Genomic DNA, 12,675 nt, shown 5'->3' with positions numbered 1-12,675 from the left:
GATAGGCCCTGCTCATGGGTCAGGCGCAGGATCGTCCGGATATCTCTCACGGTCGTTCGTCTCGCTTGCTTCCGTCTGGGCATGTCGGCCTCTCTTCTTCGTGAGAGCCCAACCTGCCAAACGGCGCAGCCGAGAACCGGCCATCAAAACTGTCCGGGAATTACCGGAATTGCTGTCCGGGAATTAGTGAAAGAGCTGTCCGGAGATTACCGAAAACGCTGTCCGGACATTACCGAAACCCGCAACCTAATGTCTGCGTGCTTCAGGAGGCGCACTTCACGCCTTCTGAGATCCAAGAGGTGGCCTCCGTGGTGGGCAAGGATCTGTTCACCGATGAACTGTGCGAGACGTTGAAGCAGTTCGTACAAGCGAAGAACTTCGGATCTCTGATCGTGCCGAAGCTGCGCGACCCGGCAGAGACGTTGCGGGTAGTGGAGGCGTGGGACTTCGGTTCCGACCTCCTGTTGAAGGTGGCGCAGGAACGCGTCGTGGCGGTGCTGCGGATGGCCGAGGCATTGTCGCCGAAGTATCACGTCGTGGTCGCCAACCCGCCGTATATGGGCGGGAAAGGGATGAACGAGAAGCTTTCTGGATGGCTAAAAGAAGATTATCCAAGTAGCGGTTCCGATTTGATGACCGCATTCATGGAGCGGTGTATGCAACTTTCCAGAAGGAGCGGCTATTGGAGCATGATCAACCTGCCCTCTTGGATGTTCCTTTCGTCTTTTGAAAAATTGCGGGCCGTCCTTTTGTCTGACGGGCAAGTAACTTCCTTGTTGCAATGCGGGCGTGGCTTGTTCGGCTCTGACTTCGGTGCTGTCGCGTTTTGCGTCAGAAACAGTCATCCTAAATTTGGCGAACAAGGCGTATATCGTCGTCTTTTCGAGCGCCACGTCGATGTTAGAACACCCGAAATCATCCGCGATATCTTTCTTGATGATAATTATGGGCGTTTTCGCGCAGCACACTCAGACTTTCAGAAAATTCCAGGTGCCCCAATCGTATATTCCGCGAGTAAGAAATTACTAGAGTGCTTTAGCGATTTAGATGCAGTTGAAGATGCTGCGGACTGTAGGGCAGGATTAACTACAGGAGATAATGTACTATTCCAGCGCGATTGGAGAGAAATATCAATATTTCGTTTTTCGAGAAACAGCAAGTCTAGAGAAGATGCGGAACTTTCCAAGTGCAGATGGTTTCCATGTAGCAGCGGCGGTGATTTCCGGAAGTGGTACGGCAACATGGAATCGGTCGTCAATTGGGAGAATGATGGAGATGCGATTTGTAGATTTTCTACACCTGATGGGCGTTTAAAGGCGAGCCCACGTAGCCGTGAATATTATTTTAGGGATGGTTTTACGTGGAGCAAAATTAGTTCCGGAAAATTTTCGCCCAGGTACCTGCCGTCTGGATTTATATTTGATGATACGGGGCAATCTGGATTTGTAAACGGACAAGATGTCGATGTCATGGAAATGGTTAGCTTGATCTGCAGTAAGACGTCTCAGCATTTTCTTTCCTATATTAGTCAGACACTATCATTTAACAAAGGGGATATAGAGAAAATTCCAATGCCGAAAGTCTTTCCAAAGACCGGTTGGATTGCAGAGAACGCCATACGCATAGCTCGCTCAGACTGGGACTCGCGCGAATCTTCTTGGGACTTTGGGACGTTTCCTTTGCTTGAGGACGAGCGCCGCATGGAAACGATAGCCGAATCATATGCCAACCTACGCGCTCACTGGTGTGACGTTACCGAAGAGATGCAGCGACTTGAGGAAGAGAACAATCGTAATTTCATTGACGCATATGGGCTCGGTGGCGAGCTTGTCCCCGAAGTGCCCCGTGAGGAAGTCACTCTTACCTGTAATCCCGCCTACCGATATCGTGGAAACGGGACAGCGGCCCAGTTGGAGGAGCGCCTGCGGAAGGACACCGTCGCTGAATTCCTGCACTACGCAGTCGGCTGCATGTTCGGGCGATATAGCCTCGATGCACCGGGTCTGATCCTCGCCAATCAGGGTGAAGGACTGGCGGACTATCTCGCTCGCGTTCCGACCCCGAGCTTTGAGCCCGATGAAGACAACATCATCCCCGTGCTCGATGGTGAATGGTTTGCTGACGACATCAACGAACGCTTCCGCAGATTCCTGCGAGTGACCTTCGGCGACAACAAATATAAAGAAAATGTTGCATTCATCGAATCGACACTTGGAAAGCCGATCCGAAAGTGGTTCGTTCGTGATTTCTACAAAATACATAGCAAGATGTATGGCAACCGTCCGATATATTGGATGTTTGCAAGCCCAAATGGGACGTTCAATGCGCTAATATACATGCATCGGTACAAGCCGGATACCGCCAGCATTCTTCTCAACGATTACGTACGCGAGTTCAAGCGCAAGCTCGAGGGCGAGCGGGAGCGACTGAAGTCGGTGACGATCAGTGCAGATTCCCGTCAAGGTGAAAAAACCAAAGCACAGAAGGATATCACTGCTCTCAACACGCAGATCCAAGAAATGGAAGCGTGGGAGCGTGACGTCCTTCTGCCTCTCGCTCAACAGCGGATCGAGATCGATCTGGATGACGGCGTGAAGGTGAACTACCCGAAGTTCGGGAAAGCTCTCAAGGCTGTTCCGGGGCTCGGGGAGGAAGTCTGATAATGAAGGACCAGATCACCAAGAGCTTGAATATCCTGTTCGAGCGATACGGCAATCGGATTGTTCTCTGGAAAGACGTCATCGGCGAGTTCGACGCCGTGTTCGACGAACTCCAGATCGAGAGCGTCGAAAAGATCCGCATCGAGAACAACGAATTCGGCGTGAAGCACCACATCCTGAGGGAGAAGCCGAAGCAGAAGTTTCTGCTCTACAGGAGTGGCACCGCACCCACCGACAGTTCGAACTGGCTACTCGATGTCGAACTCGCCCATACGGATTTCATCGCCGATTCCGTCGTCATCTGGCGCACGGAACTGGGGCTTCGACCGCAGATTCAGCACGTCATCGAAGAGCATAAGGAGTTCTTCAAATCGGCCCCCCGCCGACTCGAGAAGCTGAAGGCTCGTGTCGATGGAGATGCCTCACAGGATGCCCTGCGAACGGCCATGATGGCGATCTGCGTCGATTGCTCGGGCGGCTTCGATAACGTCGTCGAGGCTCTTGTGATCGGTGAGGCGTCGAGAGAGGAAGAGGCGACGGAGAGCAGCCAATGGCGGCTCATCGAGCGGTGCAATCTCTCAAGCCATTTTTGGAAACGTGTCGGCGTTCTCTACGGCTATCAATCGGAAAAGCCGAGCATCGCCGACTTCGCGATCACCTTGTTCGGTTCGGCGCTGACTGCCACGATTGGTCATGAAGCGATCCAACTCGGAGGGGACTGGCTGCTCCTGTTTCGGCGATTGAAGGACAGCCGATCCGCCAGCGAGGCGTTCAAGTCACTCTCGGACAGGTACGCCAATGTTCTGGAGGTCGAGAGAAAGCTCAAGAAGCTCGAACTCCGAAAGTATCAGGAGGTCGACTTCTTCGAGATCGCCGATCGTATTTGTCTGAGCGTCCTCGTCGACGAAATTGCGAAGCGCACGATCACGAGTTCGGCGGTCGCGGATCTCATCAAGGAGAGGAAGCGTAGCCTGTGGTTCAGCAAATACGAGGATCTCTATGAAGCGTGCCGCCATGCATCGGAATTCTTGCAAACGCTCCACTCGGTGAACATTTCGATCTCTGATCTGGCGGACGGCGTGAAGCGCTATACAGGTAGTTGGTCTGGCGTCGACAGGAGCTATCGGAAGTTCATCTACCATACGCAGCGGTATGGGCAGACGAATCTGCTTCATGGATTGTCCGAGCAGATCGAGAACGGATACGCCAATCAGTTCCTGTTGCGTCTCAGCGAAGCATGGCAGACGCAGGTCGACGCCGCTCCAAAGTGGATTGCCTCTCAGATCCCGCATCAGCGCAATTTCTATAATCGTTATGTCGATTCATTCAGGCAGAAGGGTCAGAAGATCATCGTGATCATTTCCGATGCTCTGCGCTATGAAATCGGTGATGAGTTGGCTGGTCGCATCCGAAGCCTCGACAGGTTCTCAGCCCAGATCGAACCGATGCTCGGTTGCCTTCCGAGCTACACGCAGTTGGGCATGGCCGCGCTGCTGCCGAATAAGACGTTGGCGATTTCGGACGATAATTCGGGGACCGTTCTCGTCAACGGTCAGAGCAGCAGCGGATCCGACAATCGCGCGAAGATCCTCGCTTCGACCAACGACCGCACTCGGGTCATGAAATCCGAGGACTTGGCCATCCTGAAGACGGACGACCTGAGGGGCGTGCTGAAGGACCACGATATCATCTACGTCTATCACGACGTGATTGATAGAGCCGGCGATAATATGAAATCTGAAGGTACTGTATTCGAGACCGCTGAAAACGCGATGGTTGAGATCGTGAAGATGGTCCAGAAATTCATGAGTGCGAACGCGAACAATGTGATCGTGACCGCCGATCATGGATTCCTCTACCAACATCGTCCGATCGAGGAGAGCGATTATTCGAATGCGACGGTGGCTGGCGATGTCGTTCTCTATCGCAACCGTCGTTTCGTGCTGGGCAAGGGACTGAAGGTGGACCACGGCCTGAGGCACTTCACGCCTTCCGAGGCCAATCTCGAGGGGGATGTCGAGATCCTGATCCCGAAGTCGATCACACGGCTACGGCAACAGGGCTCTGGTAGCCGCTTCGTCCACGGCGGTGCCACCCTTCAGGAGGTTGTCGTACCCGTTCTCCAGATCACCAAGAGACGCACCAGCGACACGTCCTTGGTCGAGGTGGACATCGTCCATTCGGGAAATGGGATGATCACGACCAACCAGTACGGGGCAGTGTTCTTCCAAACGGCGGCGGTGGACGAAAAGACGCAGGCACGGCGGCTTCGTGCTGGGCTGCATGCGGCCGACGAAACTCTGATCTCCGATCAGCAGGAACTGACGTTCGACATCACGTCGTCGAACCCGCGTGATCGCGAGATGCGGAAAACATTCCTGCTGTCACGGCAGGCTGACGCCTACAACGGGCAGGACGTGTTCCTCGTGCTCGAGGAGCAACATGGTGACACCACCCACTACACCAAATACAAACAGGCGCGGTTCACGTTGAAGCTGGGCATGGGCCGCGATTTCGATTTCTGATGGGATGAGCCATATGTCGGCACTCGACGACAAGATCAACTCGACGTTCCCGGGTCTCGTGGTCCGCAAAGACCTCGTGAAGGCCGTCAAGGGGAATGCGATCGTCCCGACATACGTGCTGGAATACCTTCTTGGTCAATACTGTGCGACGAGTGACGAGGCGTCGATTGCTTCCGGGATCGAGACCGTCAAGGAGATATTGAAGAAGCATTACGTTCATCGGAATGAGGCTGGTCTCGTTCGGTCGAACATCCGTGAGAAGGGACGCTGGAAGGTCATCGACCGTGTCAGCGTGGATCTCAACGACAAGACTGATGCCTATGAGGCAACCTTCTCCAATTTGGGAATCAAGCGCGTCGTCGTCGACTCGAGCACCATCAAGGCGCATCCCAAGCTGCTGGTGGGTGGGGTCTGGTGCATCGTCGATCTGGAATACGTCCACACCGAGGAGAAGGACGGCGTTCCGTGGATCCTGTCGGCTCTGAAGCCGATCCAGTTGTCGCGGTTCGACTACGACGGCTATTTGAGCGCACGCAGTGCCTTCACGACCGAGGAATGGATCGACGTGCTGGTCCAGTCGGTCGGCTTCAACGTCGATATGTTCGGTCGGCGAAACAAGCTGCTCCAGATCCTTCGGCTCGTTCCCTTCGTCGAACGCAACTACAACCTGATCGAACTCGGCCCGAAGGGCACGGGCAAATCCCACATTTTTTCGGAGTTCTCGCCGCACGGCATTCTGATCTCGGGTGGTGAGGTCACTGTCCCAAAGCTCTTCGTGAACAACCAGTCGGGCAAGATCGGTCTGGTCGGCTATTGGGACGTCGTCGCATTCGACGAATTTGCCGGTCGTCAGAAGCGCGTCGACAAGGCGCTCGTCGACATCATGAAGAACTACATGGCGAACAAGAGTTTCTCACGTGGTGTGGAGACCCTTGGGGCCGAAGCGTCGATGGTGTTCGTCGGCAACACGAAGCATACTGTTCCATACATGCTGAAGCACACCGACCTCTTTGAGGAGTTGCCGGTCGCCTATTACGATTCGGCGTTCATCGATCGAATTCATACCTATCTCCCCGGGTGGGAAATCGACGTGATCCGTGGAGAGATGTTCTCCGATGGATACGGATTCGTCGTCGATTATCTCGCTGAAATCCTTCGACATATGCGCAGCGAGGACTATGCGAGCGCCTATGAGGGCACGTTCACGATTTCGAACGAGATTTCGACGCGCGATCGAGACGGAGTGAGGAAGACGTTCTCGGGCCTGATGAAGCTGCTGTTTCCCGCCGGCGGCGCAACGGATGCCGAGATCGCCGAGATCCTGTCGCTGGCGATGGAGGGGCGTAAGAGGGTCAAGGACCAACTCATGCGCCTCGATACGACCTACCCGCAGGTCGACTTCTCCTTCACCGACAAGGCTGGTCGGACGACACGCGTCAGCACGCTCGAAGAGACCGAATATCCGTCCCTCTATCGTCTCGGTCGGAGTGCCGTCGGGGAGGACGAGACGGTCGCTTCTGCGCCACTCGCGACGACGTCGTCACCTCTGACGGCAGCGTCCGCGCCGACGGACGTGCGTGACGATCAACCCGCCGAAGGGCACCGCGTGTTTCAGGAGAACCAGTCGGGCGTTTCCTTCCAAGAGCTATTCTGGCCTTGGCTGGCGGGTGCATCGAAGATCACGATCACCGACGCCTATGTCCGGCTGTTTCATCAGATCAGGAATGTCGTGGAGTTCATCGAAATGGTCGCGGTGAACAAGGACGCGAGTGACGAGATCACCATTCACCTCGTCACCTCCGTTGAGGAGTTCAGCCCGGATAAGCAGGCGGACTATCTGAATGCAGCCGTCGGAACTGCGCAGTCAGCGGGCATCGAATTCACATGGGTGCTGGAGAAGAGCACAGCTATTCATGCTCGTAGCATCGTCACGGATACTGGTTGGAAGATCAGTCTCGATCGGGGGCTCGATGTCTTCCAGAAGTATGAAATGAACGATGCCTTCAGTCTGTCGAACCGAATTCAAAAGTATCGTCGGGTCAAAGGCTTCGAGGTGACGTATATTATCAATAAATAATTTAATTACGACTGTTGATGTTTATCTTTCGCGCGCTTTATGAGGCGAATTAAATTAGAGAAGGTTTGTTGATCGAAGCGAGCCTCTTCAAATAGTAGCCGATACCTTGGTGCGGAAGTTTTTATCACAGAGATTGTATCGACTATTTTCTTTTCTATGATTTCAACGGATGCAGGCTGCAATAAATTGTTATTAATTGCGGCTGCGTTTATTTCAAGAAATGCCAGAAAGGCGACGTAATGGTGATCTTTCGCTTCTTCGTCTGATGATGCATGAATCTCCCATTCATGCCTAGCTACGTCCTTTTCAAATTCGCGCAATGCTTGAAGGTCGGCAGCCTGTGCGGTAATTGTTAGCTGCTTAGCAGTCAACTTTAATTGATCGGAAGAGGAACGTAGTTGTCGATAAATAAAATAGTATCCTCCAAGAGACACGGCAACGGATGCAATCTGCGCAAGGCTAGATGCTGCAGTCCAGAAATCACTAGAAGTCATTGGTCCGTCGTTCCCTGATTGCTGGATCCGATGGGACTGTGCCCCTCTTGGGAGGTGGAGGTGGTATTCAACTGAGCGCTGTCCCTGGGAGACGATGCGGGCTGCAGAAAATCGCCTACGTCCGACTGCGGTGATTGTGTATCTTTCAAGCTATTCGCAAGATTAAATGAAGGCATGCTGCGTTGACCTCGTTTTACCGGGTGGGCGACAGATGCCTTGAGGGCTGCGAAAGAACGTGGATGTTGTCTTGAAAAATTGTGTGTCATGGCGACCTCTGCAGTATAACTATAATATAAATACGTCATAACATCTCATATGTCAACGGTGTAAAAAATTTATACGAAATGGCGCGATAATACTTTTTCTTTCACGGGAAATAATCATTACACCACTTTGGTGCGGCGCTTCTTTCCTGTCTTTTTCTATGAAAATCCACTGGAGAAGCGGATATGGTTGCGGTGGTTTGTTCATCTGTCCTATTCGTTGTGGTATGTGTGCCATCACTCGTTCGAATGAATGCGATTCGAGGTCTCAATGTCGCGAGATATGGTTTTCATCAGCCACGCAACACCCGATGACAACGATTTCGTCAGGTGGTTGGGTACGCGGCTGGTCGGCAACGGCTATAGAGTTTGGGCCGACATCTTCGACTTGAAGGGTGGAACTCCCTTCTGGGCTACTATTCAGGAGGCCATCAGCGAGGGTGCAATCAAATTTCTCTTTGTTGCCTCGAAGAATAGTATTTCCCTCGAGAGGTCCGGCGTTCAAGACGAGCTATCTGTCGCTGCCGCAACCAAGAAAAAGATTGGCGACCCTGAATTCATCGTTCCGCTCCGAATTGACGACGTCTCATTCTCAGACTTTCCGATTCAGGTGCACCGATTGAACGCGATCGATTTCTCGAGAGGGTGGGGCGAGAAGCTCAACGAACTGCTGGCGCTTCTGGAGGAGGCCCGCGTCCCTCGAGCGGAGACCGATCAGTCGGCTGCGTTCGAAAACTGGCGATCGGCCGTCGGTCGTGTGGGAACCGAAGTCGAGTTTCAACCCGAACCCGTCATGACGAATTTGCTGCCGATAAGCAGCTTGCCAAAGGAGATGAACTATTTTCAATATTCGTGCTCAAAGGAGGAAATGAAGAAAGTTCTCGAAGGTTGCCGAATCCCTCAAAATTTATGGGGCACTTTGATCCTGACATTTGCCGACATTGCAGCGCTGCAATTGGAGATCCCGTCGGGCATTACACTCTCTTCACGTGCGACCGTCGAATTCTCTGATTTTCTGTCCGGGAAGATCATCGATCCCTATAGCCCCCAGCGGCAAGATGCATCGAACATTGCCACCAGCTTCTTGCGGCAACACCTCGAGGGGTATCTCGGGTCACGTGGGCTCATTCCATATGAGACATCCTCAGGGGTGGCTCACTATTTCCCACTTGGTTTGATCGATGGATCGGATTGGATCAATTATACGACGTTGGACGGCAAGAAAGCCCGAAAGAAGGTTGTCGGACGAAGTGAAAAGTATTCGGTCTACTGGCATTTGGCCATGAAGATGACAATCGTCCTCGGCAGCGATGAGGTCGTCAGGCTGAAGCCGTACGTCTGCTTCTCGGACGATGGAAAGACCGCCATCAATGACCCGAAACGGACCTCTGGCCTGCGGAAGCGATTCTGCCGAAGCTGGTGGAATCCCCATTGGCGGCAATTGCTCGAGGCGTTCGCTGCCTTTTTCGGGGATGGGAATGACCGGGTCACCATCGATCTCGGCAGTGCGGGCTCCTTCTCTGTCTCGGCCAAGCCGATGGTCTTGAAGACGGCCTGCCGCATTCCGAGCGACCTGGCGTTGATTGCGGATGCGCTGGATCCACCCGAACCTGATGATGGCCTCGACGATCTTGCAGATTTGGACGAGGAGGACGGCGAATGAAGGATTATCAGACCGTCCAACTGAGAGAGCCGCTCCTGACGTTCGGATTCAACCAGACCGCCGAGCATCCGAAGGACGGCTTGTTCCTCTTTGGTCCCCTCGCCTCGAACCAGAATCCCGCGCGCATGGATGTGGGAGTGATAGGCACGGCGGGTGGGGCGGAGAAATACCGCTCATGGGTCGCCAACATCAGGAAGCCGATTCTGCCTCCGGAAAAAGGCAAGCCCGAAAACAAGATGCTCTGGCCGGGATTTCAGGCGGTGTTCAATGTCGAATGGCCAGAGAAGCCGTTCGCATTCGTCGAGATCGATGAGGCCGAATTGAGTCGCCGCATCAGGAGCGAAAATCGTCACGAGGGCATTTCGAGGGCAGTCGAACTATTCGATACGGCGGTGAGAAAATATCTTCGGCAGGAAGACGCGAGACCGCCACTCTTGTGGTTTGTCGTCGTGCCTGAAGAGGTGTTTCTTTATGGTCGCCCGAAGTCACGGGTGCCGAAGCTCTTACAAGAGAAGTCGACACTCGCCCTCGGCAAGCGCGGTGCTCAATCGATATTGTCGAAAGGCTCCCTGTTTATCGAGGAGATGGAGGCTGCTGCTCTTTACGAATACGAATTGAATTTTCACAATCAACTCAAAGCGAAGCTTCTTGATACGGGCCAAGTGCTCCAAGTCGTCAGAGAGACGACGTTGTGCCCTGACGCCGAGGGAGAGTCGACAAGGAGATCGCTGCAGGATCCGGCATCGGTTGCGTGGAACCTGAGTACGACGAGTTTCTATAAGACTGGGGCTCGCCCTTGGCGCGTTGCCGACATACGTGATGGGGTCTGCTACGTCGGGCTGGTCTTCAAGAAGATCGAGAACGCTCGGGGCACAGACAATGCCTGCTGTGGCGCACAGATGTTTCTATCGACGGGTGAGGGTGTAGTATTCCGGGGAGCGGTCGGCCCTTGGTATTCACAGACGGAAAAGACCTATCATCTCTCGCGAGAAAAAGCCGCCGAGTTGATGCACATGGTCGTGGAATCTTATCGAGAAATCCACGGTTACGCGCCGAAAGAACTTTTCATCCATGGAAAGATCGAGTTTTCGGACAGCGAGTGGGACGGATTCAGGAGTGCTGCCCCCGCCGAGACTGTGGTGGTCGGAATACGGATCCGCCGGCAGTCTGAGGTGAAGTTGTACCGCTATGGTCAGAACCCGGTCCTCCGAGGCACCGCGATCATCGCCTCAGAGAGAAAGGCTTACCTTTGGACGGTCGGCTACACACCGCGCTTGGCGACCTATCCGGGTCGCGAAGTGCCGAACCCCTTGACGATTGACGTCGTCCGTCCGTCAGGGCTCGTCAGCATGGAAACGATCTTGAACGATCTCATGGCGCTCACGAAATTGAACTACAATAACTCAGGATTTTCCGATGGATCTCCCGTAACGCTGAGGTTCGCCGACCTTGTTGGCGAAATCCTCACGGCTGGCCCCGTGAGCGCCACGGCCCCGTTGCCTTTCAAATATTACATTTGAACCCGATAGGAATTGGATAATTATTAATATATTTGGCTATTCCATTATAAGGTCTTCTGGTGGGTCAACGAGCGGGTCTACCTCTGGAAAGAGATTTCGGTCTCTGAGAATGGTAGAGATCCCCTCGGCCGATGTCTTGCTCTCCAATTCGGAGAGCCTTCGGCGACTCCATTCGACCAGGCGATTGAACTCGACGGCCGATGGCGCTTCAGGCCATGACGAGGTCTCGTTGAGCCATTGCCGCAGACGGTTGGCCTCAGTGGTGATCTCAACGAGATCATCGAGCACTTTCTTCCTTTGAGATTCTCGTTCGATGCGCCGCCTCGCGCGGTCGGCACACCTGCTACGGCGCTCTGAATTCCGCTGGTAGCGTTCATGCCGATGCCGGTCCTCGATGCGGTCGAGCAGGTAGCGGTCTACAGCATCCGGCAAACCTGCAATGGTATCCTCAACGAGTGACGTCTTGCCATCTTTCCAAATTCGCTCCACACCGTGCCCGTTCTCTTGGGCCATTGTAAGAGAAAGAACGCCCTTTGATATGTAATCATACTTCGGATACCAACTCGAGAGTTCATAAATGCGTCCTTCTCTGCGAAATTCTATTTTTCTCCGCCTTTCGTTTTCCTGCTCTTCTTCCGTCAATGTGTGTGGAACTCGCTTGGAGTGCTCCCTCAATTTGAAGGTCAACAACTCACCCCGACCGCGAACGAGCAGCCCTTGGCTCCAAAATTCCAGACGGTACCCCGCATCAGACAGCGTACGAACGATGCGGTCGAGAATATGAATTACACGCTCGGCGAGGTCGGCGGAGACCGAGACTTGCCAACGGCCCTCGCCACTCGATTGAACGGTATCGGAGTTCGGCTGACGCTTCCGAAGATCGCGAACGGTCGCTGCGATCAGACGGTGGGGAGTTTCCAAGGGCGGCAGGACGGGACGTAAAGGAGGCTGGTACGTCGGGCGCTCACGAGCCTTTGTGACAGTCTCTCTTACGGGAAAGTGGGGGATGCGGTCCTCGAGCGACATCCCCACGACCTCGTCGAGGATGATGATCTCTTCGCTCGGGTCGGCGGTGGCGGTAAGCCGCACCTGCTTTCCCTCACGACCACTTGCTCGGGCCTTCCAATAAGCACTGTTTGGTCTTGGAACCCTATGTGTCTCACACAGTGTTCTGAGAATATATTCTTGTATTCCAATTTCCTTTGATGCTTCGGAAAGTGGCAACTTGCGGGTTTCGGTAATGTCCGGACAGCGTTTTCGGTAATCTCCGGACAGCTCTTTCACTAATTCCCGGACAGCAATTCCGGTAATTCCCGGACAGTTTTGATGGCCGGTTCTCGGCTGCGCCGTTTGGCAGGTTGGGCTCTCACGAAGAAGAGAGGCCGACATGCCCAGACGGAAGCAAGCGAGACGAACGACCGTGAGAGATATCCGGACGATCCTGCGCCTGACCCATGAGCAGGGCCTATCAGT

Annotated in this window: 7 protein-coding genes; 5 read left to right on the top strand and 2 right to left on the bottom strand. The window is 53.9% G+C overall.

Annotated features, from left to right (window positions below):
- The first annotated feature begins 113 nt into the window (after nt 1-113).
- From pglX to brxL, 3 genes are read left to right on the top strand one after another with little or no spacing between them, the layout of a single operon-like run.
- Nucleotides 114-2,660: a BREX-1 system adenine-specific DNA-methyltransferase PglX gene (gene pglX / locus EYW49_RS22140; protein ID WP_131311836.1), complete on the top strand. Its 2,547-nt coding sequence runs from the start codon at nt 114-116 to the stop codon at nt 2,658-2,660.
- 2 nt (nt 2,661-2,662) lie between these two features.
- Nucleotides 2,663-5,185 (top strand): BREX-1 system phosphatase PglZ type A, encoded by a 2,523-nt coding sequence (gene pglZ, locus EYW49_RS22135; protein WP_131311834.1) that lies wholly within the window; start codon nt 2,663-2,665, stop codon nt 5,183-5,185.
- 13 nt (nt 5,186-5,198) lie between these two features.
- Nucleotides 5,199-7,262, top strand: coding sequence for a BREX system Lon protease-like protein BrxL (gene brxL / locus EYW49_RS22130; RefSeq protein WP_131311832.1), 2,064 nt, complete (start codon nt 5,199-5,201; stop codon nt 7,260-7,262).
- Nucleotides 7,263-7,267: 5 nt separating this feature from the next.
- Here brxL and EYW49_RS22125 read toward each other — a convergent pair whose 3' ends face one another.
- Nucleotides 7,268-7,756 (bottom strand): hypothetical protein, encoded by a 489-nt coding sequence (locus tag EYW49_RS22125; RefSeq protein WP_131311830.1) that lies wholly within the window; start codon nt 7,754-7,756, stop codon nt 7,268-7,270.
- Between the two features lie 534 nt (nt 7,757-8,290).
- Between EYW49_RS22125 and EYW49_RS22120 the strand changes: the two genes are divergently transcribed.
- Together EYW49_RS22120 and EYW49_RS22115 are read left to right on the top strand one after the other, a co-directional pair.
- Nucleotides 8,291-9,682 carry a toll/interleukin-1 receptor domain-containing protein gene (locus EYW49_RS22120; RefSeq protein ID WP_165498375.1) on the top strand — a complete coding sequence of 464 codons (1,392 nt, stop codon included), beginning with the start codon at nt 8,291-8,293 and terminating at the stop codon, nt 9,680-9,682.
- Nucleotides 9,679-11,202 carry an argonaute/piwi family protein gene (locus EYW49_RS22115; protein ID WP_165498374.1) on the top strand — a complete coding sequence of 508 codons (1,524 nt, stop codon included), beginning with the start codon at nt 9,679-9,681 and terminating at the stop codon, nt 11,200-11,202. The genes EYW49_RS22120 and EYW49_RS22115 overlap by 4 nt, the downstream gene beginning before the upstream one ends.
- Nucleotides 11,203-11,238: 36 nt before the next feature.
- Here the strand turns inward: EYW49_RS22115 and EYW49_RS22110 are convergent.
- A partial coding sequence (locus tag EYW49_RS22110; RefSeq protein ID WP_206365533.1) for a hypothetical protein occupies nt 11,239-12,675 on the bottom strand: 1,437 nt, incomplete at its 5' end.

This window comes from Siculibacillus lacustris, assembly GCF_004328075.1.
In the GTDB taxonomy this organism is placed as follows: Bacteria; Pseudomonadota; Alphaproteobacteria; order Rhizobiales; family Ancalomicrobiaceae; genus Siculibacillus; species Siculibacillus lacustris.
This window is presented reverse-complemented; position numbering and strand designations above follow the sequence as displayed.

Excerpts from the sequence above, each read along its gene's own strand:
- EYW49_RS22125 (WP_131311830.1), bottom strand. The coding sequence starts at position 7,756 with ATGACTTCTAGTGATTTCTGGACTGCAGCATCTAGCCTTGCGCAGATT.
- brxL (WP_131311832.1), top strand. The coding sequence starts at position 5,199 with ATGTCGGCACTCGACGACAAGATCAACTCGACGTTCCCGGGTCTCGTG.
- EYW49_RS22120 (WP_165498375.1), top strand. The coding sequence starts at position 8,291 with ATGTCGCGAGATATGGTTTTCATCAGCCACGCAACACCCGATGACAAC.
- EYW49_RS22115 (WP_165498374.1), top strand. The coding sequence starts at position 9,679 with ATGAAGGATTATCAGACCGTCCAACTGAGAGAGCCGCTCCTGACGTTC.
- pglZ (WP_131311834.1), top strand. The coding sequence starts at position 2,663 with ATGAAGGACCAGATCACCAAGAGCTTGAATATCCTGTTCGAGCGATAC.